The following is a 23,692-nucleotide window of genomic DNA, read 5'->3' as shown; positions in this document are numbered from 1 at the left end:
ACAGCTTCACCTTGCTGGCCAGGGTGTTGGTGGCCAGCTCCCAGTTGGCGCCGGCGATGCCCTCGAACTCGGGCTTAGGGTATACAGATGAACAAGGGCTTTCGCAGAAATTGTAAACAAATTTTGAACCCTATTGAAAAAGGAGTGGGAAAGGGTTATTATAGATTAGCACTCACCATTTAGGAGTGCTAATCCTTTTTTCTGCAACAGTCCCAGGGCTGTAATCAATTTAGGAGGAATACCGGTATGGAAAAGAAAGCCTTTCAGGCGGAGTCCCAACGTCTGTTGGATTTGATGATCAATTCCATCTATACCCACAAGGAGATTTTCCTGCGGGAGTTGATTTCCAACGCCAGCGACGCAGTGGACAAGCTGGCCTATCAGGCCCTCACCGACGACAAGGTGGGGCTGGACCGCTCGGAATTTAAGATTATCCTCACCCCGGACCAGGCGGCCCGGACGCTGACCATCTCAGACAACGGCATCGGCATGACGGCGGAGGAGCTGGAGAACAACCTGGGCACCATTGCCAAGAGCGGCTCTCTCCAATTCAAACAAGACATGGCCGCCAAGGACCAGGGCGCGGGGAAGAGCGACGTGGATATTATCGGCCAGTTCGGCGTGGGCTTCTACTCCGCCTTTATGGTGGCCGACCAGGTGACAGTGACCTCCAAGGCCTACGGCCAGGACGCCGCATGGCGGTGGACCTCCGACGGCAAGGATGGCTACACCATGGAGCCCTGTGAGAAGACGGGGTATGGCACCGACGTGGTGCTCCACATCAAGGCCAATACGGAGGACGACCACTATGACGAGTATCTGGAGCAGTACCGCCTGTCCGACCTGGTAAAGAAGTACTCTGACTACATCCACTGCCCCATTATGATGCTGATGCACAAATCCCGTCAGAAACCCCGGCCGGAGGATGCCGGCGACGACTACAAGCCCGAGTGGGAGGATTATGATGCCTGGGAGACGCTCAACTCCATGGTTCCTCTGTGGCAGCGGCCTAAGAGCGAGGTAGAGCAGGGAGAGTACAACCAGTTTTATAAGGAGAAGTACAGCGACTGGGAGGACCCCCTCAGCGTCATCCACGTCAGCGCCGAGGGCGCGGTGGAGTACAAGGCCATGCTCTACATCCCCGGCCATACCCCCTTTGACTTCTACTCCCGGGAGTTTGAAAAGGGCCTCCAGCTCTACTCCTCCGGGGTGCTCATTATGGACAAGTGCGCCGACCTGCTGCCGGACCACTTCCGCTTCGTCCGGGGAGTGGTGGACTCCCAGGACTTCTCCCTGAATATCTCGCGGGAAATGCTGCAGCACACCCGGCAGCTGAAGGTGATTGCCGGCAACCTGGAGAAGAAGATCAAAAACGAGCTGTTAAAGCTCCAAAAGGACAAGCGGGAGGACTATGAGAAGTTCTGGAAGGCCTTCGGGCTCCAGCTGAAATATGGGGTTCTGGCGGACTACGGCGCCCATAAGGATCTGCTCAAGGATCTGCTGCTCTTCTGGTCCTCCAAGGAGGGCAGGCTCATTACCCTGGCGGAGTATCAGGCCCGGATGCCGGAGGACCAGAAGTTTGTCTACTACGCCAGCGGAGAGAGCGTGGAGCGCATCGCCCAGCTGCCCCAGGCCGAGCGGATTTTGGACAAGGGATACGAGATCCTCTGCCTCACCGAGGACCCGGACGAGTTCGTGATGAACACCCTGGCGGAGCTGGAGGGCAAGCCCTTCAAGTCGGTCAACGACAGCGATGCCCTGCCGGAGAGCGACGAGGAAAAGGCCCAGGCCCAGCAGAAGACCGAGGAGAACAAGGATGTGCTGGACTTTGTAAAGGAGACCTTAGGGGATCGGGTGAAGGAGGTGCGCATCTCCAAGATTCTCAAGACTGGCCCGGTGTGCCTGACCACAGACGGGCCCATTACGCTGGAGATGGAGAAGTATTTCCAGCGCATGGATCCCCAGCAGGCCGGGGAGATGAAGGCCCAGCGGGTGCTGGAGCTCAACGGGGACAGCGGCGCCTTCGCCGCGCTGCGCGCGGCCATGGACAGCGATCGGGACAAAGCCGGGCGCTACGCGGAGATCCTCTACCATCAGGCCCTGCTCATCGCCGGGCTGCCCATTGACGACCCCGCCCGCTATACCGAGCTGGTGTGCGGCCTGATGGATTAGCCGAACCCGGTCCGGCGGGGGCGGATTCTGACGCAATGAGAAATACTCTTGGCGAAATGCCAAATTCTCAGGCCATTTGATAGGAAAAAACTGTTTGTGAAATTGACAGTTCATCTTTCCCTTTTGCCAGCTTCGTAGTATAATAGGGTCAGCATGTACAACAGGGGGAATGACCAATGGTTATTACGAAGACGTTTTCCTCGCGGGAGGAAATCCAGCGGCTCCGGGAACTGGCGATCTCTGTCCCTGAGTCAGTCCTCATTCGCTCCCTGGACGGGGAGATCTCGCTGAATGTAAAGTCGCCCATGGGAATCTACGCGCTGGACTTTTCCCAGCCTGTGGAGATCCACACCGACTCGGCGGCTCTGGTCAGCGAGCTGGAGCGCTGGTAGCACACCGGTAAACAAAGATCCAAAAAGCGTCCGCGCCATTCCGGAATGGCGCGGACGATTCTTTTTTATGCCTATATTAATCAAGAAATCTGACTGCTAATTAAAAAAATAAAGCATATAAAAGAAGAAATAAGCGTTTACTATTTCTTTAAATGAGTTATAACCAATCAATATGCCTGTCTATGGAGATATGGTAGGCGCTATTTTTAGTTAATAATACTATTGATGTAAAATTCGGCCTGTGCTATACTCACGGCTGAAAAGGAGGTATGACTTATGGTCATCGAAAAGAAATTCAACTCCATTTCCGAGCTGTCTGCCCTCCAGCACATTGCCAGCATGGCAGATAAAGAGGTGTACCTGGCCAGCCAGGACGAGTCCATCAAGGTGGACGCCCGCTCCTTCATCGGCCTGTTTGCCCTGGACTACACCAAGCCCCTCAAGGTGATCACCGACTCCCTCTACGTGATCCGCATGATGGAACTGGACCTGCGCCACGCCGCCACCGCGTTTACCCACTGAGCGGGCGAGTGTACCATAGAGCGCTGAACGGCGCGGCAGAAGAACCTGGATTCACAACTACAAATCGGAAATGGAACAGTCTGTTCTCCTTATTTGGGGAGGCGGGCTGTTTTTTTAGGCAAATACGGCGGCAGACCTGAAAAACCGCCAAGAAATCAGAAACCTGACCCTCCCATTCCGACTCTGTTTTTCCACAAATTGGATTATACTGTGGAAGAACAAAGGACAATGGCGGACAAGCCGGAAGAGGGAGGACGCGGACATGGCGGCAAAGGACAAGCTGAAGACCCGGGCGGCCCGGGTGGGGGAGGAGATGCGGGAGACCGGGCGGCTGGTGCTCCGGGCTCCGGCGCTGGTACGGGGGGCGGAGTGTGTCATCCGGCTTCTGCTGGGGGCAGTGCTGGCGGGGGCCCAGATCTTTGGGGGGTACGCCCCCTTCGGGCTGAGCCTGGCGGCGGCGTCCGGCTCCGGGGCGGACGGCTTCTGCGCTTTGCTGGGAGCCGGCTTCGGCTATCTGGTCTTCCTGGGCTTCGCGGAGGGACTGCGGTACGCGGCGGCGGCCATTCTGGTCTTTGCGGTGTCCTTCGCCTTTTACGACATCCGTCCCTACCGCAGGATATGGTTTATGCCCCTGATTGCCGCCCTGATGGACGCAATCACCGGGTTTGTCTACCTGGCGGACGAGGGGTGGACGCCGCAGCGGCTGATCTTCTTTTTGACGGAAATTTTGCTGGCCGGGGCGTGTACCTATTTTTACCGCCTGGCCTTCTCCCCCTGGACGGACAACCGGGAGGAGGACACCCTCACCCTGCGGCAGACCGTGGGGCTGCTGATTCTGGGTGGGACGGTGCTCCTCACGTTAGCCAAAATCACCTTCTTCGGCGACCTGTCCGTGGGGCGGCTGGCCGCCGCCCTGGGGGTGATGATCTGCGCCTACGAGGGGGGCATCGGCGCGGGGGCCGCCGCGGGCATCGCCGCCGGGGTGGGCATGGACCTGGCCGGGGGCGGCGCCGCCTTCTACTCCATGGCCTACGCCCTGTCCGGGGTGATCGCCGGCGCCTTCCACCGGCAGGGGCGGCTCTTCGCCGCCATCGCCTATGTGCTGGCCAACGCGGTGGCGGTGCTGTGGAGCTGGAGCAGCGGTGTGCATCTGTCCATCCTCTACGAGGTCTTCGCCGCCTCGGTGCTCTTCCAGCTGGCGCCGGAGGGGTGGCTGCGGCAGGTGCGGGCCCTGCTGGTGCAGGAGCCCAGGCAGGATACCCGGGCCAAGGCCATGGACCACGCCCGGCGGCGGCTGGAGGCCACCGCCGCCGGCTTCCGGGAGCTGTACACCACCCTGCGGGGCAGCTTTGCCGGGGCCAACACCAACGACAACGACACTGCCGCCATCTTTGATCGGGCGGCGAACCGGGTGTGCAAAAGCTGCTGCCAGCAGCTGATCTGCTGGCAGCGGGACTACGTGAGCACCTACAATGCGTTAAACGACGCCCTCCCCGCCATGCTGGAGCGGGGCAAGGGGGAGGGGTGCGACTTTCCCTCCCACTTTTCCAACCGGTGTCAGAAATTTCCCCAGTTCCTGGCCGCCGCCAATGAGGAGCTGTCCGCCCTGTTCTACCGGCGGCAGTTCAAAAGCCGCCTGCGGGAGAACCGGGGGGAGGTATGCCGGCAGTACGCCGGGCTGGCGGAGGCCCTGGGGGCGGCGGCGGCGGAGCTGTCTGCGGAGCTCCTCCCCGACCCGGCCCGGGAGCGCCGACTGCGCCAGCACTTCACCGCCCTGGGCCTGGAAGGGGAGCCCGCCGTGTACTACAACAGCGCCGGCCGCCTGCGGGTGGAGGCGGAGGGCCTCGGGGTACAGGCTCTGCGGCGGGGGGAGTGCGTGAAGAAACTGTCCCAGCTGATGGGGGCGCCCCTCCGCCTGGCGGAGGAGGAGCCCCAGCGCCGCGACCGGGTGGTGTTCACCGAGGCGGAGCCCTACATGGCGGTGGCCGGCGTGGCCGCCCGGAAAAAGGACGGAGAGACTGTATCCGGGGACACCGGCACCTGGTTCAAGGGGGAGGACGGCAGTTTGTATGTCCTGCTGTGCGACGGAATGGGCAGTGGACGCGCCGCCCACCGGGAGAGCAGCGAGGCGGCGCGCCTGCTGGAGCAGTTTCTCCGGGCGGGGGTGCCCCCGGAGGAGGCCCTGCGCACCTTGTCCGGCGCTCTGGCCCTCCAGGGCGAGGAGACCGGCGGCTTTACCACCATCGACCTGCTGCGGCTGGACCTCTTCACCGGCGGCGGTGCGGTGTACAAATACGGCGCGGCCCCCACCTATGTAAAAAAGGGAACCACCGTCCAGCGCCTAACCGGCAGCACCTTTCCCGCCGGGCTGGTCCCCGGCCAGGGCGCCGCCCCGGATGTAAGCCGGTTCCAGCTGGAGGCGGGGGACGGAGTGCTGATGGTCACCGACGGGGTGGCCGGGGGCGAGGGAGACGTGTGGCTGCGGGAAAAGCTGAGATCCTTCCAGGGGGAGAGCCCCAAAGAGCTCACCCGCCTGCTCATCGACGAGGGGGACCGGCGGGGCGGCGGCGCCGACGACCGCACCGCCATTCTGGTCTTTCTGACAAAACGAAGCCCGTGACTGACAAGGGACCCGCCCGGAACTTTTTCCAGGCGGGTCCCTTATCAACCGATGGTACGCTCGGCACATAAATTGATTTCGATGCAGCTGGCTTATTGACAGCCTTCAAAATCTATGCTAGCTTTTTCCTAAGCCTTGTTTTAATAAGTGGCAAAACGTCCGGCGTCAGGAGATTTTTTCGCCAGGCAGGGGGTTTGACGCAGGAATCCTGACGGGTTTTAAGGAAAAAACGCTCCGTCCAGAGGGGGAAAGGCCCGCCGTTCGGGTATGCTGCCGGTGTGAACGAAAAGGAGGTAATTTCTTGTGAAAACATGGAAGCAATGGTGGGCGGCGGTCCTGACCGCCGCTGTGGTCCTGTCCCTGACGGCCGTCCCTGCCGGGGCGGCGGACACGGCAGACGCCGCCTACCAGGCCTACTACGATTTTCTCCAGACGGAGCGGGACAGCGTGGGCCGGCCCTTCGCCGGGACGTATCATGGCATGAGCTCCTATCCTTTTGTCAAGGATGGCGGCTGGATCAATGAAGAGCTCCTCTTTGCCAGGCTGATTGACTTTGACAAAAACGGCATACCGGAGCTGCTGTTCGGCAAGACCCTCGCCGGCGGGCCGACCGCGCACGTTAATGTCTACGACATCTACACTTACAGCGGCGGACAGATGGTCCGGCTGGCCACCGCAGAGGATCTTTTGGGCTGCATTGACATGGAATATCACGGCGGAAGCCAGATTAATTACTCCGCCCATATCTCCCGGGATGCGGCGGGCCACACCTATCTGCTCAGCGGCGGGGTGGGGTCATCCACATTTATCAATGAGGAATACAATTATTATTCGGTATCCGGCGGGAAATGGGCCCTGGTTGATCATACCTTGGAATGGTTCAGCCCGGACATTTACATCAGTAAGGATGTCCATACCTCTACGGGGGAGTGTACGTACTATGTGGGCCCCCGGAACGGCCCCACATCCTACGGCACAGAGGTCTCCGCCAGCGAATACTACGCCCGCCGTCGAAAATACTTTGCCGGAGGGGATGAAGTCGTCGCCCTGAACCGGAGCGATGTGGACGGCACGCTGAACCAGCTTTCCCAGCACATTGACCCCAATTACGCCGCCCGCTACCGCACACCCTCCGACTGGGCGGCGGAATCGGTCAGCGCCGCCATTGCCGCCGGAATCGTCCCGGAGGCATTGCAAAAGAAATATGCCAGCCCCATCACCCGGGCGGAGTTCTGCGCCCTGGCGGTAAATTTCTATGAGACGTCCGCCGGAAAGACAATCACCCAGACCGCCGCCTTTCAGGATACCAGCGACCCTGCCGTCCAGAAGATGGCAGGCCTGGGCATTGTGACCGGCATAGGGAACGGGAAGTTCAATCCGGACGGCCTGCTGACGCGGGAGGCCGCTGCCGTTATTCTGGTCCGGCTGTCCGCCGCCTTGGGCAATCCGCCTGCCCAGGCCGCCCCTAACTTCACCGACAACAACAGCATTTCAGGCTGGGCTGTGGAGCCGGTGGGCCAGTGCCAGGCGGCGGGCATCATGGGGGAGACCGGGGGCGGCAGGTTCCAGCCCCAGGGCACCTACACCCGGGAGCAGAGCATCGTCACGCTGATGCGCATAGGGGACACGGCCGCTCAGAACGCTGTGGACACGCTGGCCATCGGTGAGATTGCCGGGATCCCGATGGGGAAAACCAAGGCCCTGACGGTTACCTCCACCCCCGCCAATGTGCCCAACCACACCCTGACCTGGACCTCCTCCAATCCTGCCGTAGCTTCGGTGGACGGCAACGGCGTTGTAACCGGCGTCAGTCTTGGTGCCGCCACCATTACCGCCGCGGCGGCCAGCGGAGCCACAGCCCACTGTCAGGTTACGGTGGTGGGCAGGGCGCACTCCTTTTTCAGCGCCGCCCCCGCGGTGGTACGGTGCGCTTTCGGATCCAATGTGATCGGCAGCTCCAGCTACTTCGACGTCCCCATGGAGGACGCCAGGTATACCGCCACTATCACCATCAACAGCGCACAGTCCAAAGACGATTTTACCTCCCAGGAGGTGAGCTTCAACAATGTCCAGCACGTGACCCTCCACTGCACCATGGGTGAGCAGAGCCCCCTCTTGGGCAGTGGATATTTCAAGTGGACGGCGGAAGACGCCTCCGGGCAGATCATTGACAAGGGCGTGGAACGCCCGTCTGTCTACGGCCGGCAGCAGGGGGAGTCCTTTGAGGTTGAAATTTCCGTCAGCAACACCATCCCCGGCGAGTCCTACACGCTGCATTTTTACAGTTATCTGCCCTAAAGTCTGTTTCAAAACAATCGGACCCGCCCGGAATTCTTCCAGGCGGGTCCTGTTTTGCGTAAAGTAGGGGACGGTTACAGGCTGTCGCCGAAGTCGGCGCGGAACTGTGCCGCCAGCTTCTCCTGCCAGGGGGAAGTGGGGGCCAGACGGCCGAAGAAGAAGCGCAGCACGGCGGGCTCCTCCACAAACTTCAGGCCGCCGATGAGGGCACGGTTCTGGTAGAGCCAGTCGATGCGGTCAATGGCGTACTTGACCTGGGAGAGGGTGAACACCCGCCGGGGCATGGCCAGGCGGAGCAGCTCCATCTCGGCGAAGCGCTCGCTGCCGTCGGGCTCCCGCTGCTCGCTGAGGGTGCCCCGCTCCATGCCCCGCACGCCGCCGGCCAGATACATGGCCGCCGCCAGGGCGCCGGCGGGGTACTCCGACTGGGGGATGTGGGGGACGAACTCCATGGCGTTCAGGTGGCAGCCCAGGCCGCCGGCGGGGGTGATGACGGGGATGCCCCGCTTCACCAGCTCGTCCACCATATACTCAATGAAGATGGGCCCCTGGGAGATGATGTCCTCGTCCATGGTCTCCTCCAGGCCTACGGCGATGGCCTCCATCTCCCGCACAGACATGCCGCCGTAGGTGAGGAAGCCCTCGTACAGGGGGATGTACTCCTTCAGGCTGAGGCACACCGCCTCATCCCGGATGCAGATGCCGCCCCCCCGGGCGAAGCCCAGCTTGCGGGCGGAGAAGTAGATGATGTCCATCAGCTCCGCCAGGGCCAGGGTGATCTCCCGGATGGACATATCCCTGCACTCGGCCTCCCGCTGCTTGATGAAATACAGGTTGTCCTGGAGGAGGGAGGCGTCCAGCACGGTCTTGATGCCGTACCGCCGGCACAGGGCGCACACCTCCCGGGCGTTCTGGAGGGAGAAGGGCTGGCCGCCGATGAGGTTGGTGCCTGCCTCCAGCCGGACGAAGGGGATATGCTCCGGCCCCACCTCCTGGATGAGGGCGTCCAGCCGGCTGACATCGAAATTGCCCTTGAAGGGGTGGCTGCTCACGGGGTTGAGCCCCTCTTGAATGACCAGCTCCTCCACCCGGCCCCCCATGCGGGTAATGTGGGACTTGGTGGTGGTAAAGTGGAAATTCATGGGCACCACGTCCCCAGACTTCACAAAGGCCGTGGCGAGAATATTCTCACAGGCCCGGCCCTGGTGGGCGGGAAGGAAGTACTCCATGCCGAAGATTTCCCGCAGCTTGGCCTCCAGCCGGTTGAAGGTCTCGCTTCCCGCGTAGCTGTCGTCGGCCTGCATCATGGCGGAGAGCTGGTTGTCGCTCATGGCGTTGACGCCGCTGTCGGTGAGCATGTCCATAAACACGTCCCGGTTTTGAAGCAGGAAGGTGTTGTTGCCTGCTTCGGTGATATGCCGCAGCCGCTCCTCCACCGGCGGAAGATTGAGTTTTTGTACAATACGCACCTTGTGCATCTCCAGCGGGATCTGCTCCCCCCGGAAGAACGTGACCTTTGCCATATCCGCTGCCCCCTCGTCTCAATGAACCGTCCGTCAGGACGGGATACTTTAATACTTTGCGCTTTTACAGTTTAAAGCGCAGGCTGAAACATGCCTATTATACCGCCCATACGGGCATCCGTCAAGAAGAAAAGACATGCGGCGGACAGGGGAAAACGCGCCCTACGGCTTGTCCTTGGTGAGGTAGGCCAGGATCTCCGCCGCGTTGGTGTCCGGCTTTACCTTGGGCATCACCTTCTCAATCACGCCGTTCTCGTCGATGACGAAGGTGGAGCGTACCACGCCCATGCTCACCTTGCCGTAGTTTTTCTTCTCCTGCCACACGCCGTAGGCCTCGATGGCGGTACGCTCCGGGTCGGAGAGGAGGACAAAGGGCAGGCCGTGCTTCTCCGCGAACTTCTGATGGGAGGCCACGGAGTCCTTGCTGACGCCGATGACCACGGCGTTGATCCGCTTGAAGTCCTCATAGGCGCCGGCAAAGGCGCAGGCCTGGCGGGTGCAGCCGGGGGTGTTGTCCCGGGGGTAGAAGTAGAGCACCACCTTCTTCCCCGCGAAGCTGGCCAGGGAGACCGGATTGCCGTCCTTGTCCGGCAGGGTAAAGTCCGGGGCTTTTGTTCCAGTTTCTAACATTTCAGTGTCCTCCTTTGAGAAATACAAAGTGATCTTGTGTGGACCGCTCCGGAGAGAAGCGGCAGTCCAGGTCGGCGAAGGCGGGGATTTCCTCCGGGGCTTCTATCCGGCGCTCCGCCAGCCAGCGGACCATCTGTCCCCGGGCCATTTTGCACCGGGCGCCCTTTTCCACCAGCTTTTCCCCCTGTACCTCACCAAAGGTGCAGGTGATCAGCCGCACCGCGGGGGGCAGATGGGGGACCACCGCCCGGCTGTACTCCTTAGAGGCCAAATTCAAGACCAGATCGGTCTCCGCTGCCAGGGCCTCCGCCAGCCGCCCGCCCCAGAAGGCGTACAGATCACGGAATCCGTCCGCGGACAGCCGGGCCCCCATCTCCAGGCGGTAGGGGGTCACGCCGTCAAAAGGCCGCAGCAGGCCGTAAAAGCCGGATAAAATGCGCAGGTGGGCTTGCAGGTAATCCAGCTGCCCCTCCTCCATCACGCTGGGGGCCATGTACTGGTACTGAATGCCCTCATAGGACAAAATGGCCGGGGTGAGATTCCGCTCCAGGTCCATGTGCTCCAGGCGCTGGAGATTCTGCGCCGCGATGGCGTCATTGCACTTCCACAGGGCCTGGAGTGCCGGGGCGGACAGGGACTGCATGGCCGCCCTCAGCCGGGCGGCCTCCCCGAGAAAGCGGGGCAGGGCGGCGGCGGGGAAGCTGTCCGTGTCCACATTCATTTTTTTCGCGGGGGATATGATGATGCGCATGGCCGGTCCTCCTTCCCCAGGGGTGTCTGGATGCAGTATAGCGGAATTTTTCCCGTTTTACAACCGGGAACGGGCGGATTTTTCGCAAAGGGCCGCCGCGGCCGGGGCGGCATCCTTGCGGCGGCGGGGGGTAGTATGCTAAAATGGGGGAAAATGCGAGCGGGGAGCAGACAGATGAAGCGATTGGCGATTGGCATACTGGCCCACGTGGACGCGGGGAAGACCACCCTGTCCGAGGGGCTGCTGTACACGGCGGGGCGGCTGCGCAGGCTGGGCCGGGTGGACCATGGGGACGCTTTTTTGGATATGGAAGACTTGGAGCGGGAGCGGGGGATCACCATCTTCTCCAAGCAGGCGGTGTTCTCCTGGGGAGAGACGGAGATCACCTTGCTGGACACCCCGGGCCATGTGGACTTTTCCGCGGAGACCGAGCGGGTGCTCCAGGTACTGGACTGCGCCCTGCTGGTCATCAGCGGCTCCGATGGGGTACAGGGCCACACCCAGACCCTGTGGCGGCTGCTCCGGCGGCATCAGGTGCCCACCGTAATCTTTGTGAACAAGATGGACCTGGCCGGGGCGGACAGGGCCGCCCGGATGGCGGAGCTGACCCGCCTGTGGGAGGGCTGCGTGGACTTCAGCGCGCCGGAGGAGGAAATCTGGGAGAATTCGGCCCTGTGCGCGGAGGAGGCCCTGGGGGAGTATCTGGACACCGGGCGGCTGGGAGAGGAGACCCTCTCCGCCCTGGTGGGGGCGGGGAAGCTCTTCCCCTGCTGGTTTGGCTCCGCCCTCCGGCTGGAGGGGGTGGAGGCCCTGCTCAGCGGGCTGACGCGCTATGTGCCCCAGCCCAGGTATCCGGAAGCATTCGGGGCCAGGGTGTTCAAAATCAGCCGGGACGGACAGGGAAACCGGCTGACCTGGCTGAAGCTCACCGGCGGCGTCCTGCGGGGAAAGGACGTTGTGTCCGGCAAAACGGGGGAAGAGGTCTGGCGGGAGAAGGCGGACCAGATCCGCATTTACTCCGGGGCCAAATTCACCCCGGCGGAGTGCGCGCCGGCGGGGACGGTGTGCGCCGTCACCGGCCTGACCAATACCCGGGCGGGCCAGGGCCTGGGGTACGAGGCCGCCCTGGCCCCCCCGGCGCTGGAGCCGGTGCTTGCCTACCAGCTCCGGCTGCCGGAGGGGTGCGACCGCCACGCCGCCCTGGCCCGTCTCATGGAGCTGGAGGAGGAGGACCCCCAGCTCCGCCTGGCCTGGGACGAGGGGGCGAAGGAGATCCGGGTCCAGCTTATGGGGCAGGTGCAGCTGGAGGTGCTCCAGCGCCTCATTGCGGCCCGGTTTGGCCTGGAGGTGGAATTCGGCGCGGGGCGCATCGTCTACCGGGAGACCATCGGGGAACCGGTGGAGGGAGTGGGCCACTTTGAGCCCCTGCGCCACTACGCGGAGGTCCACCTCCTGCTGGAGCCGGGGCCGCGGGGCAGCGGCCTGGCGTTCGCCGCCCGCTGCCCCGCCGACATGCTGGATGGGAGCTGGCAGCGGCTGGTGCTTACCCATCTGGAGGAGAAAACCCACCTGGGGGTGCTCACCGGCTCCCCCATTACCGACATGAAGATTACGCTGGTGGCGGGAAGGGCCCATCAGAAGCATACCGAGGGGGGCGACTTCCGCCAGGCCACCTACCGGGCGGTGCGCCACGGCCTGCGCCAGGCCAGGAGCATCCTGCTGGAGCCGTGGTACGCTCTGCGGCTGGAGCTTCCGGCGGGCCAGACCGGCCGGGCCATGGCGGATATACAGCGCATGGGGGGAACCTGCCAGCCCCCGGAGCAGCAGGACGGCTGGGCAGTGCTCACCGCCGCCGCCCCGGTGGCGGCGTTTGGGGACTACGCCAGGGAGGTGGCCGCCTATACCAAAGGCCAGGGCCGGCTGTCCTGTACCTTCAAAGGATACGAGCCCTGCGGGGATCAGGAGCAGGTGGCGGCGGAAATCGGCTACGACTGCGACCGGGACGTGGACAACCCCGCCGACTCGGTCTTCTGCTCCCACGGGGCGGGGGTAATTGTGAAATGGGATGAGGTTCGCCGCCATATGCACGTGGACAGCGGCCTGTCTCTGGGAGAACCCCGGCGGGAGGGTACGGAACCCGCGCCTGCCCCGCGCAGAGCCTCCGGCGGCGGCTCCCTGGAGCAGGACGCCCAGCTGAAGGCCATCTACGAGCGCACCTACGGCAAGGTGGAGGAGCGGGCCTTCCGGCCCCCGCCCAAGCCCGCCCGCACCAGCCTGGACGACAGCCGCTACAACATCCGCACTCAGAATACCGGGCCGGAGTATTTACTGGTGGACGGGTATAACATCATCTTCGCCTGGGACGAGCTGAAGGCCGTGGCAAAGGACAGCTTGGACGCCGCCCGCCAGAATTTAATGGACCTTCTGTCCAACTACCAGGGGTTCCGCAAGTGTGAGATTATTCTGGTTTTTGACGCCTATAAGGTGCCCAACAACCCGGGCACAGTGACCAAATACCATAATATCCATGTGGTCTACACCAAGGAGGCGGAGACGGCGGACGCCTACATTGAGAAGGTGACCTACGAGCTGGGCAAGCGCTGCCGGGTGCGGGTAGCCACCTCCGACGCAGCGGAGCAGCTCATCATTTTGGGCCACGGGGCCCTGCGGGTGTCCGCCCGCACCTTCAGGCAGGAGATGGAGCAGGCCAACGGCCAGATAGCCGCCATCTTGGCGGAAAACCGCCGGAAAGGCCGCCGGGAAAATCAGATCAAGGACAGGGCCGTGGTGAAGCCGAAGAAAAAGTGACGAAAAAAATCCGGGCTTCTTTTCCTGCGTCCCCGCTGTGCCGATATATAAAAAGAAAGACAGACGCGGGGAGGTGTGCCTATGTCAGAGCTGTCGGTATACACAGCAGCGGCGCAGCCCATGGCGCCGGCGGCCCAGACGGCGCCGGCCCAGGGCCAGACGGCGCCGGAGCAGGCTCAGCCGGTCCAGCCCCCCAGTCAGGACACCTTTACCTGGCTGGAGGAAAAGCCGGAGGACAAGACGCTGCTGGAGGCCCTGGAAGAGGCGAGGAAAAAGATTGAGGAGAGCAAAAAGCGGTTTCAGATCAAGCGGAAGGTGCGCTATGGGGATATGCCGGTGGAGGCGTTCTCCCGGCTGGCCCGGGCCAAGAACAAGGCCCAGGTGAACGCCGCGGCGGGGTATGCCCGGCGGCGGCTGGCCTATCTGCGCGCCGCCCTGCGGCAGGATCCGGAGCAGCGGACGGCCATCCGCTCCGCCATGGCCCAGATGGAAAAAGCGGTGCTCCGGGCGGGAAAGAAAAAGCGGGATCTGGACCGGGAGAGTCTGGCGGAGCACCGCCGCCGCAAGGCGGAGGAGCACCAGCGGGAGCGGGAGGCCCTGCGTCTGAAGCAGGAGCTCCAGCGCAAGCGCACCCTGCGCAGCATCCGGGAGGGGGGCTACCTCAGCGAGGCGGCCATTGAGAAGCAGGCGGCGATCTACCGCCAGCAGGCGCTGGACGCTTTCAAGCTGCCGGGGAGCGGTGAGGGCGCAGGCTCCGCCCCGTCAGCGGCCCAGACGCCTGCCGGAGGAGAAGCCGCCGCCCCTGTGGCTGCGGAGGGCTTTACCGCCCAGGCATAACAGCGGCGCAGGAGGAGTCAACAGTGCAGTCAGAAAAAATTGGCCGCGGAAGGGCCTTTGACTGGGGGAAGACCGCCCCAGAGCGGTTTGAGGTACGCCACTACATGGCGGCGGCCATTCTGAAAAAGCGGGGATGAGCCACGGGGTGACAGAGGACATTCGAATTCCGGACACCGCCACAGGATTTGATCCTGTGGCGAACCCAGACCAAAAGGCCGGCGCCCTCTAATTGAGGGCGCCGGCCTTTGCGTTTTATCTTTGGAGGGTCTGGGCCCAGGCGGCGTATTTGGCCACCTTTTCGCCGCATTCAGCCCGGCTGGCGCCGTTGGCCAGAATATAGACCTTGACCTTTGGTTCCGTGCCGGAGGGACGGACGATGACGCTGGTGCCGTCGGCCAGCTCGTAGCGCAGGACGTTGGAGCCGGACAGCTCCATGGTCCCCACGGCGCCGGTGGCGGTATCCACCACGGTGCCGTCCTGGTAGTCCTTGCGCTGGAGGACCTTCACCCCGGCCAGGTCGCTGGGGGGGGTCTGGCGCAGGTCCGCCATGAGGGCGGCCATCTTCTTCAGGCCGTCCAGGCCGGGCATCACCAGGTTGAGGGTCTTTTCGCCATAGTAGCCGTACTTCTCAAAGCAGGCCTGAAGGGCGTCGTACAGGGTCATGCCCTGGCCGGCGTACCAAGCGGCCATCTCTGTAAGGACGAGGGCGGCGGTGACGGCGTCCTTGTCCCGGACATAGTCCCCCAGCATGTAGCCGTAGGACTCCTCATAGGAGAAGATCACCTTCCCCTCCCCGGCGGCCTCCAGCTTATTCTTCTTCTCGGCCATGAACTTAAAGCCGGTAAAGGTGTCATAGCAGGCCACGCCGCTGCTTTCGGCCACCTTACGGGCCATCTCGGTGGTGACGATGGTTTTCAGGGCCACAGCGTTTTCCGGCAGGGTGCCGGCCCGCTTCCGGGCGCCGATGACATAGTCCAGCATGAGCACGCCGGTCTGGTTGCCGGAGATGACCACATACTCCCCGGCGTTGTCGCGCACCATGATTCCTACCCGGTCGGCGTCTGGGTCAGAGCCGAGGATGAAGTCGGCCCCCTCCTTCTTGGCCAGCTCCACCGCCAGGGCGAAGCCCTCCGGATTCTCCGGGTTGGGGGAGACCACCGTGGGGAAGTTGCCGTCGATCTCCATCTGCTCCGGCACGCAGATCACGTGTTTCATGCCCAGGCGGCGCAGTGTCTCGGGAATAAGCTGGTAGCCGGTGCCGTGGAAGGGGGTGTACACCATCTTGAAGGTGTCCGCCACCTGTTCCACCGCGGCCTTGTCGTTCATCTGCCCCATGACGTTGGCCAGGAATGCCTCGTCAGTTTCCTTGCCCATGAGGGTGATCATCCCCTGGGCCAGGGCCTGGTCATAGCCCATGCGCTTGACGCAGGCGAAGGTGTCCAGCTCGTCCATCTTTTTGGCGATGGCGGCGGCGTGGTGGGGGGGAAGCTGGGCGCCGTCGGCCCAGTAGACCTTGTAGCCGTTGTACTCCTTGGGGTTATGGCTGGCGGTGACGTTGACGCCGGCGATGCAGCCGTACTCCCGCACCGCGAAGGACAGCTCCGGCGTGGGGCGCAGGGCGTCAAACAGGCGCACCTTGATGCCGTTGCCCGCCATGACGCAGGCGGTCTCCCGGGCGAACTCGGCGGAGTGGTTGCGGCAGTCGAAGCACACGGCCACACCCCGCTGGGCGGCGTCGCCACCCTCAGCCAGGATGACCTCGGCAAAGGCCTGGGTGGCGTGGCGGATGACGTGGACGTTCATCTGGTGCAGGCCCACGCACATGGTCCCCCGCAGGCCGGCGGTGCCGAACTCCAGGGGGGCGAAGAAGCGGGACTCAATCTCCTTGTCGTTGCCGCGGATCGCCTCCAGCTCCGCCTTCTCCTCCGGGGACAGCGCGGGGCTGCTGAGCCACTTCTCATAGATATCACGATAGGACATGGGTATGACCTCCAATCTGTATCATAAAAGCTCTGGGTTGCAGGTCAAGTATACCACAAACGCCGGGAGGCTTCAACGGTTTTTTGTCTGTTTTAGACAGAAATCAGCGGCAGAAACTATTTGTGGTAACTGCCGCCCGCATTGATTTGAAAGCCCCGGTAGATCTGTTCCAGCAGCATCACCCGGGCCAGGTGGTGGGGGAAGGTCATAGGGGACATGGACAGGCGGGTGTGGGCCTGGGCCTTGACGGTAGGGTGCAGACCGTAGGAGCCGCCGATGAGGAAGACCATGTGCTTGTCCGGGCTGTGTCCCAGGGCGGGAAACAGCTGGGCCATCTCCTGACTGGAGCGCATCCGCCCCTCAATACACAGGGCCGCTACCCGGGAGCTGGGCGGGATTTTCCCGCGAATGGCCGCCGCCTCTTTGGCCAGGGCGGCGTCGATCTGGGCGGGAGAGGGGTCCTTGGGCAGCTTTTCCTCCGGCAGCTCGGTGACCGTAAGCCTGCAATAGGCGGACAAGCGCTTGGCGTACTCGGCGCAGGCGTCTTTATAGAAGGGCTCCTTCAGCTTGCCCACGCAGATAAGGTGGACGCTCAGCACACGGCCACCCCCTTCAGCTTCCAGGTGGGGCTTACGGCGTCCCGGGGGGCGACGGCAAGGCGGACGTCCCGCTCCAGGTCGCAGTCCATGGCGGTCAGACGCAGGCGGACCGTTGCATAAGCCCGGGCGGGGGTGTTGTTCTGCTGGGACAGGTGGGCCAGCACCACGGTTTTGGTCCCGGACGCCACCGCCCAGGCGGCCAGCTCCGCCCCCGCCTCGTTGGACAGGTGGCCCTGCTCTCCCAGAATGCGCTGCTTTAAGTAGTAGGGGTAGGGGCCGGAGCGGACCCATTCCACGTCGTGATTGGTTTCGCACACCAGCAGGTCGCAGCCAGCCACCGCCTGGCGGACGGGATCCGTGATATGGCCCAGGTCAGTACACAGCACCATGCGCCCTCCGTCCCCGGCGATGGAATAGCCCACGCTCCCCGCCGCATCGTGGGGGGTGGGGAAGGACTCCACCCACAAAGCGCCAATCTGCACCCCGGTTCCCGCCTTCTGCTCCTGAAGCAGGCCGTCCAGCCCGTCGAAGGCGTGCTTCCGGCGCAGGGCCTGGCAGGTGGGCGCGGTGGCGTAGATGGGGGCACCGGTCTTTTTGGTGAGCACCCGCAGGCCGCTGACGTGGTCACTGTGCTCATGGGTGAGGAGAACGGCGGACAGCTCCCTGGGTTCCACCCCCAGCGCCCGGAGCCCGGCGGTGATCCGCTTGGCGGAGATGCCGGCGTCCAGCAGAATGTGAGTGCCCCCGCAGGACGCCAAGGCGCAGTTGCCGGAAGAGCCGCTGGCCAGGGTGGTCAAAGTCAACAAAGCAATCGCTCCTATCAACGGCAGGAAACCTGTATCCACAGTGGTGAATACAGGTTTATTGTATGAAAGCGCGGATTAACCGGCGGAGGCCTCCGCCTGCCCGTCGTCGGGGGTGACCACCACGCGGATGTCCGCCCCCACGCCGGATAGCTTGCGGACGATGTCCTCATACCCCCGCTCAATGTGGTGGATGTTGCTCACCTCGGAGGGGCCTGCCGCCGCCAGGGCAGCGATGACCATCGCCGCGCCGGCCCGCAGATCGCAGGCCCGCAGCCGGGCCCCAGAGAGCCGCTCCACCCCCTCGATGACGGCCACCTTGCCGTCCACCTGGATCTGGGCCCCCATGCGGCGGAACTCGTCCACATAGCGGTAGCGGCTGTCCCACACCCCCTCGGTGAGGACGCTGGTCCCCTTGGCCAGACAGAGGGCCGCGGCGATCTGGGGCTGCATGTCGGTGGGGAAGCCGGGATAGGGAAGCGTCTTGATGTTGGCCCGGCTGAGGGTGCCGGTGCGGCGGACCAGCACGGCGTCCTCCCGGTCCTCCACCTCCACCCCCATCTCCTCCAGCTTGGCGGTGATGCACTCCAGATGCTTGGGGATGATATTTTCGATGAGGACCTCTCCCCCGGCGGCGGCCACTGCCGCCATGTAGGTGCCGGCCTCAATCTGGTCGGGAATAATGGAGTAGGTGCCGCCCCCCAGGCGGTCCACCCCCTTGATTTTGATCATATCCGTGCCCGCGCCCATGATATCCGCGCCCATGGAGTTGAGAAAGTTGGCCAGATCTACAATATGAGGCTCTTTCGCGGCGTTTTCAATGACAGTCAGTCCGTTGGACAGGGCGGCGGCCAGCATAATGTTCATAGTGGCGCCCACGGAGACGATGTCCATATACACCGTGGTGCCGGTGAGGCGGCCGCCCCGGGCCTGGGCGTGAATATAGCCGCCCCGGACATCCACATCGGCCCCCATGGCCACAAAGCCCTTGATGTGCTGGTCAATGGGCCGGCCCCCCAGATTGCAGCCGCCGGGGGGCGGCACCTGGGCGCTGCCAAACCGGCCCAGCAGCGCGCCGATGAGATAATAAGAAGCCCGCATCTGCCGGGCCAGTCCCTCGGGAACCCTGGCATTATGGATATGACTACAGTCGATATCCACCGTAGTTCGGTTAACGGTACGGATATCAGCGCCCAAGTCCTGCAAAATATTTAAAATCAGCGTAACATCACTGATCTGTGGAACGTTTTCAATGCGGCACACCCCGTTTACCAGCAGCGTAGCGGGGATAATAGCGACAGCGGCATTTTTTGCGCCGCTGATGGAGATGGAACCGTGAAGCGGTTTTCCACCCTGAATCACATACTTTGTCAAGCGCACACCTTCTATTCTTGCCCTGGGAAAATCCCGGCAGTAACAATGGCCGGACAATCATACGCCGCGGCCACAGTAGTTCACTTCATTCAAACTTTTCCAGCAAAAAGCTGGCGCATACTCACACAAGGGTATTATAGCATCCCCATACGGTAAAATCAAAACAATTTTCTTCAAAGTAGAGAAAATATAACAGCACCTTCTTTACACTCCTAACAAAAAGATGCCCAGTAACAAAGTATTCTATTCTTATTTTAAAAAATAGATCGGTTTGCCCTCCGGGAAGGACCCTGCGGCGAGCACAAATCCCCCGCCCCAGTGGGCGCAATTTCCGTCCCCAATCGGGGCAGTTTCCACCAATCCCAGAAGGAGGAATGCAAAGTGGCAGCTTACACACCGGACTACCAGCTCCACCAGCGGGCGGGCAGCGGCAAATTCCTGCGCACGGATTTTAACCAGGACTTCAAGCCCAGCGCCGTCATTGTGGAGCAGGCGGACGGCAACCGCCGCACCGGCACCCGCACCGTCCTGGGGGGCATGGCGGTGCGGGGCTATCCCCTGTACTACTACCCAGACGTCATCAAGGCCCTGGAAACCTGCTCCAACGGCTTTATCGCCTACGAGGAGTCTTTGCGGGTAAACATGAACCAGAACAAACAAACTTACCGTTACATCGCGTTCAAGTAAACGAAGCACACCCCCGAACCATTCGGTCCGGGGGTGTGCTTCGTTTATGCCGTCTGGGTCCGCTTAGTTAGACTGAGCAGTGGATACAGCGGTCCAGGTGTAGGTACCGCTGGTGTTCAAAGTCTCTCCGTTGTAGATGAGCTCGACCTTGTAGGTCACTTCCTCGTTAGCTGAGGGCCGGTTGGCATCCTCAACATAGAAATCCTTGTGGTCTGCATTCTGGCAGGGCTCACCGTGCCACAGATGGGCGGAGAAGACGATCTTGTCCTCCTTGGCAGTCCAAGTGCCAGTGTAAACTTTATCCTTTGCAGTGCCATCGCCAATAGTCAGCTTGATGGTACTGGCGTCCACGGTCTGCTCGGTTGCACCCTTAGGCAGGGTCAGAACGAACACCGCCCAGGGCTCGTCGTTGAGCTCTTTCAGCTGAGCCTCACTGGGGTTCGCACCGTTCTCACCCATCCAGTCGGCGGGGGCGCCGGCAGCAATGGCCGCGGCCCAGGAATCTTTATTGTTCACAAAGAGGATCTCCAGCTTAGCTTTGGCGGGCGCAACATAGGTGCAGGTGACCTCAGCGCGGGTGCTCTCTTTGCCCTCGGCGTTCACATAGGAGACATAGACTTTCGCGTCTTCTTCCAGAGCAGTGCTGAAGGTAATGGTCAGAACACTGTTCTCCAGCGTGGCAGTAATGTTGGCCGAGGACGCTTCAGCCTCTTCAGTCTCATACACATGGACAGTCTCAGCGCTTTCCACGTTCTTAGAGGTGAAGGTAAAGACTTTGTTGTCGGCAGTATCGTCCTTCTTCTCGACGGTCAGCGCTTCAGGAGCGCTGGGCTCGGTGGTGCCGCCATCCTGGAGGACCATGTTGGTGCCGTTGGAGACAAAGGTCTTGCCGCCGAACTCGACCACCGCGACGTTCTTGCTGTCCACAAACTTCTCGGCGGCCTTGCCAGTCACGGAACCATCCTTGCCGAAGATGATCTGGGCGCCCGTCGCGGCAGCAATGGTCTCAACGGTCAGTTTGCCGTTCACGGTCAGGGAAGCGGCCTCAGTGGCGGCGCGGAGCATAGCAGGGGACGCGTCAGGAGCCTTCAGGGTCAGGGTGCCGATGGTGGCGCCGCCCACGGTGGCGCTGCCGCCCTCCGCAACAGTCAGGTTGCAGTTAGTCTCGCCCTTCACGGTCAGCTCGGCGCCGCTCTCTACGACGATATCCTTATCCTCGCCCTTTAGGTCGCCGGTGATGGTGACGCCGGCGCCCCCGGCGATCGTGGTCGCCTCAGTCACAGCCATGTCCTTGGCAATGACTTCGCCGGAAACGCTGGCGGGAGCGTTATAGGTGCCGGTTACTTCAATTGTACCCTTGTTATCCTCGCCCGCCGTGGGGGTGTAGTCACCCTTAACAATGAGGCGGCCCTCAGCAGGTACGCTAACCACAACATCTTTCAGCGCGCCCTCGATCACGACTTCCTTCTTGGTGTTCCCCGGCTTATTAAAGCCCTCGGTAATCTTCTCTGCGGTGGCATCCTCAGACTTAATTATATCGGCGTTTTCATCAATGTCACCGCCAGGCGCGATAGGATCAGGCTCGATGGGCCCAGGACCGGGGTCATTGCTTTGGGCCTTCAGGGTGAACTTCAGGGTGCGGGAGGCCATGCCGTCCCCGCTCAGCTTGATGTTGACGGCCACGGAGCCAGCAGCAGGCACAGTGACGGTGCAGGCGCAGTCCATGGACTCCTTTTTGCCGTCCTCACCGGCCACAGTGTTCTTGAACTCCTGCTGCTTGGTGCCGTTCACGAAGACGGTAGCCGTCACGCCGAAGGGAATGGAGAACTTCAGCTCCTTCGCGCCCGCGGCTACCTCGGTCACAGCGCCGCTGGTCAGGGAAGAGCCGTCAATCTTCACGGGAACGTCCTTCACGAACTCGTCGTCGATGGTGCCGTAGACGAAGGCCACCTTCACGTCGCCCTCGTTGTTGAGCACCAGGGCAACCTTCTGATCCTGCTGGAGCTTAGTCTCAACGGCCTCGCTGCTGTCCTGAACGTCATAGACCTTGGCGTTGTTGATGGCAAAGCTGTCCTTGCCCAGAGCGTCGTTGTCGGCGTCAGCCACGGAGATGGCGTTGGAGCCCATCTTGGTGACCAGCTTGCCGTTGACCACATTGTCCTCGTCAGTGTCGGTGATGTCGAACTCAGCGTAGCTGCCGTTCATGTGGTACTCGTAGACGGTGTTGCTCTCCAGGCCGTCGTCGGTCTTGGAGGCCAGGGTGGAGACGGTGCCGTCCTCCAGCACCACGGGGTAGGTGTAGATGGTGTCGCCGCCCACGGTGGACTTGGTGTAGTCGCCGGTGATGAAGGCGTAGCTGGCGTTGGAGGTGTACTTCTCCTCAACCTCCACGAAGATGGCCTTGGCCAGGTTGGAGGTGCCGCTGACGGGGGTGTAGTAGATGACCTTGCTGGTGGTGTCCTCCTCGGTGTTCAGGCCGCTGGAGGGCAGCTTGCTCAGGCCGGCCACGGCGGAGTAGTTCCCGTCGACGTCCTTGATAAAGAACGCGGTCTTGTTGTCGGCCATGACCTTCTCACCGTTGAAGGTGTAGGAGGAAGTGGTGCTCTTCAGCGTCAGCTTGGCTGTGGTGTTGGCCTCATGGTAGCTCCTGCTGCCGTAGAGCTTGCTCAGGGTGACGGTGCCGTTGTCGATGGAATAGGCAACCAGCTCGCCCACAGCGGTGTACTCAGCGGCCGCGTCCTTGCTCTTCTGCGCGGTCAGGGCATTGAACATGGCCTCTTCCTTCAGGGCGTTGGTGGACTGATTGGCAGTGGTGCTGCTCCACTTCTTGGCGGAGGAGAGCAGGTTCACGTCGTACTTGCCGGTGGTGCCGTCGGCCAGGACCAGCTTTACCTCAACGGCGTAGAAGCCCTTGTTGCTGCTGGTGGGGTTCACGCCGGTGATGACGGCGTAGTTACCCACGACGCCCTCGTCCTCCACGTAGCCCAGGATGTTGCCGTGAGGATCCAGGTACAGGGTGTAGACGCCGTCCACCAGGTCCTTGAAGTCCTCGCCCTTGGGATCCAGGAGGTCGGCGGCCAAATTCTTGCCGGAGCCGGCGCCGTAGTTGACGCCGTCCATGGTGATCTTGCTCAGGCGCACGTCGTCGGCGTTGTTCACATAGGCGGACACGGTACCGGAGACGGACTCAGCCTGCTCCAGGACATAGGTGCCGTCGTAGTTGTAGACCAGGACGTAGTCGCCCGCGTCCACCTCGTCGGCGTTGAGGATGTCCTCAAAGTCAACGGAGCCGATGCCGGACAGGTTCAGCTTGCTGTCCTTCTCATTATAGGTGTTCACCTTGGACAGAGCGGGGTTCTTGGCGATGATCACGTCCACAATGCCGTCGGCGTCGTTGTCGATGAAGCGCTGATGCACGCCGGGCATATCCTCCACGCCGTTGGTGGTGGTGAAATCATCCTTCTCGTTGATCTTCACGCTCTCCACCTTGAGCGTGCTGTTCGCGGAGGGCATGGACAGGCCGCCCTTCTTCACGGCGTCCTTTACCTTGTCCTCGTTCTTCAGGCGGCCGGTGGTCTCGACGATGGCGTTGTCATCAGCGATGATCACGTCGCCGATGACCATCATCCCGGCGGCGTTGGGGGACAGGTAGTCCAGGCCCTTGACATAGATGACCACCGTCTGGCCCAGCAGATC

16 protein-coding genes are annotated in these 23,692 nt (G+C 62.2%); 8 read left to right on the top strand and 8 right to left on the bottom strand.

The genetic code is table 11. From position 1 onward, the window contains the following. Window positions 1–246 precede the first annotated feature (246 nt). From htpG to D1159_RS20090, 5 genes are all read left to right on the top strand, one after another. Window positions 247–2,172 carry a molecular chaperone HtpG gene (gene htpG, locus D1159_RS15525; RefSeq protein WP_161846557.1) on the top strand — a complete coding sequence of 642 codons (1,926 nt, stop codon included), beginning with the start codon at window positions 247–249 and terminating at the stop codon, window positions 2,170–2,172. A gap of 176 nt (window positions 2,173–2,348) precedes the next feature. Then, entirely contained in the window at window positions 2,349–2,564 is a 216-nt protein-coding gene (locus D1159_RS15520) for a hypothetical protein (RefSeq protein WP_161846556.1), read from the top strand. A gap of 276 nt (window positions 2,565–2,840) precedes the next feature. Further along, window positions 2,841–3,086 (top strand): hypothetical protein, encoded by a 246-nt coding sequence (locus tag D1159_RS15515; RefSeq protein WP_161846555.1) that lies wholly within the window; start codon window positions 2,841–2,843, stop codon window positions 3,084–3,086. Between the two features lie 262 nt (window positions 3,087–3,348). Further along, window positions 3,349–5,706, top strand: a complete 2,358-nt coding sequence (locus D1159_RS15510; protein ID WP_161846554.1) for a SpoIIE family protein phosphatase — start codon at window positions 3,349–3,351, stop codon at window positions 5,704–5,706. Between the two features lie 303 nt (window positions 5,707–6,009). Continuing rightward, window positions 6,010–8,004 carry an S-layer homology domain-containing protein gene (locus tag D1159_RS20090; RefSeq protein WP_161846553.1) on the top strand — a complete coding sequence of 665 codons (1,995 nt, stop codon included), beginning with the start codon at window positions 6,010–6,012 and terminating at the stop codon, window positions 8,002–8,004. Window positions 8,005–8,078: 74 nt separating this feature from the next. Here D1159_RS20090 and D1159_RS15500 read toward each other — a convergent pair whose 3' ends face one another. From D1159_RS15500 to yaaA, 3 genes are all read right to left on the bottom strand, one after another. After that, window positions 8,079–9,527: a tryptophanase gene (locus tag D1159_RS15500; RefSeq protein WP_161846552.1), complete on the bottom strand. Its 1,449-nt coding sequence runs from the start codon at window positions 9,525–9,527 to the stop codon at window positions 8,079–8,081. A gap of 162 nt (window positions 9,528–9,689) precedes the next feature. Then, window positions 9,690–10,157 carry a thioredoxin-dependent thiol peroxidase gene (gene bcp, locus D1159_RS15495; RefSeq protein WP_161846551.1) on the bottom strand — a complete coding sequence of 156 codons (468 nt, stop codon included), beginning with the start codon at window positions 10,155–10,157 and terminating at the stop codon, window positions 9,690–9,692. 1 nt (window position 10,158) lies between these two features. Further along, window positions 10,159–10,908 (bottom strand): peroxide stress protein YaaA, encoded by a 750-nt coding sequence (yaaA, locus tag D1159_RS15490; RefSeq protein ID WP_161846550.1) that lies wholly within the window; start codon window positions 10,906–10,908, stop codon window positions 10,159–10,161. Window positions 10,909–11,082: 174 nt separating this feature from the next. Between yaaA and D1159_RS15485 the strand changes: the two genes are divergently transcribed. Continuing rightward, window positions 11,083–13,716 (top strand): TetM/TetW/TetO/TetS family tetracycline resistance ribosomal protection protein, encoded by a 2,634-nt coding sequence (locus D1159_RS15485; protein WP_161846549.1) that lies wholly within the window; start codon window positions 11,083–11,085, stop codon window positions 13,714–13,716. A gap of 81 nt (window positions 13,717–13,797) precedes the next feature. Continuing rightward, entirely contained in the window at window positions 13,798–14,553 is a 756-nt protein-coding gene (locus D1159_RS15480; protein ID WP_161846548.1) for a hypothetical protein, read from the top strand. Window positions 14,554–14,805: 252 nt separating this feature from the next. On the opposite strand, the gene D1159_RS15475 is transcribed toward D1159_RS15480, so the two are convergent. From D1159_RS15475 to D1159_RS15460, 4 genes are all read right to left on the bottom strand, one after another. Then, the gene (locus D1159_RS15475; RefSeq protein WP_161846547.1) at window positions 14,806–16,533 is read right to left on the bottom strand and encodes a phospho-sugar mutase; all 1,728 of its coding nucleotides are present in this window, start codon (window positions 16,531–16,533) and stop codon (window positions 14,806–14,808) included. Between the two features lie 116 nt (window positions 16,534–16,649). After that, a complete protein-coding gene (locus tag D1159_RS15470; RefSeq protein ID WP_161846546.1) occupies window positions 16,650–17,132 on the bottom strand; it encodes a 23S rRNA (pseudouridine(1915)-N(3))-methyltransferase RlmH in 483 nt (160 codons plus the stop codon). After that, window positions 17,126–17,938 carry an MBL fold metallo-hydrolase gene (locus tag D1159_RS15465; protein WP_161846545.1) on the bottom strand — a complete coding sequence of 271 codons (813 nt, stop codon included), beginning with the start codon at window positions 17,936–17,938 and terminating at the stop codon, window positions 17,126–17,128. The genes D1159_RS15470 and D1159_RS15465 overlap by 7 nt, the downstream gene beginning before the upstream one ends. A gap of 75 nt (window positions 17,939–18,013) precedes the next feature. Beyond that, complete coding sequence (locus tag D1159_RS15460; RefSeq protein WP_161846544.1) at window positions 18,014–19,309, bottom strand: UDP-N-acetylglucosamine 1-carboxyvinyltransferase; 1,296 nt, start codon at window positions 19,307–19,309, stop codon at window positions 18,014–18,016. Window positions 19,310–19,690: 381 nt separating this feature from the next. Between D1159_RS15460 and D1159_RS15455 the strand changes: the two genes are divergently transcribed. Further along, window positions 19,691–19,996: a hypothetical protein gene (locus tag D1159_RS15455; protein WP_161846543.1), complete on the top strand. Its 306-nt coding sequence runs from the start codon at window positions 19,691–19,693 to the stop codon at window positions 19,994–19,996. 63 nt (window positions 19,997–20,059) lie between these two features. Here D1159_RS15455 and D1159_RS15450 read toward each other — a convergent pair. After that, a partial coding sequence (locus D1159_RS15450; protein ID WP_161846542.1) for a hypothetical protein occupies window positions 20,060–23,692 on the bottom strand: 3,633 nt, incomplete at its 5' end.

The sequence above is a fragment of the Pseudoflavonifractor sp. 524-17 genome (assembly GCF_009935845.1).
Lineage (GTDB): Bacteria > Bacillota > Clostridia > Oscillospirales > Oscillospiraceae > Pseudoflavonifractor_A.
Note: the sequence above shows the minus strand (reverse complement) of the source record. Positions and strands in the feature narration are given on the sequence as shown.

Coding starts and splice junctions, on each gene's coding strand:
- D1159_RS15500 (WP_161846552.1), bottom strand. CDS start 9,527: ATGGCAAAGGTCACGTTCTTCCGGGGGGAGCAGATCCCGCTGGAGATG.
- htpG (WP_161846557.1), top strand. CDS start 247: ATGGAAAAGAAAGCCTTTCAGGCGGAGTCCCAACGTCTGTTGGATTTG.
- D1159_RS15475 (WP_161846547.1), bottom strand. CDS start 16,533: ATGTCCTATCGTGATATCTATGAGAAGTGGCTCAGCAGCCCCGCGCTG.
- D1159_RS15485 (WP_161846549.1), top strand. CDS start 11,083: ATGAAGCGATTGGCGATTGGCATACTGGCCCACGTGGACGCGGGGAAG.
- D1159_RS15480 (WP_161846548.1), top strand. CDS start 13,798: ATGTCAGAGCTGTCGGTATACACAGCAGCGGCGCAGCCCATGGCGCCG.
- yaaA (WP_161846550.1), bottom strand. CDS start 10,908: ATGCGCATCATCATATCCCCCGCGAAAAAAATGAATGTGGACACGGAC.
- D1159_RS15510 (WP_161846554.1), top strand. CDS start 3,349: ATGGCGGCAAAGGACAAGCTGAAGACCCGGGCGGCCCGGGTGGGGGAG.
- D1159_RS15515 (WP_161846555.1), top strand. CDS start 2,841: ATGGTCATCGAAAAGAAATTCAACTCCATTTCCGAGCTGTCTGCCCTC.
- D1159_RS15520 (WP_161846556.1), top strand. CDS start 2,349: ATGGTTATTACGAAGACGTTTTCCTCGCGGGAGGAAATCCAGCGGCTC.
- bcp (WP_161846551.1), bottom strand. CDS start 10,157: ATGTTAGAAACTGGAACAAAAGCCCCGGACTTTACCCTGCCGGACAAG.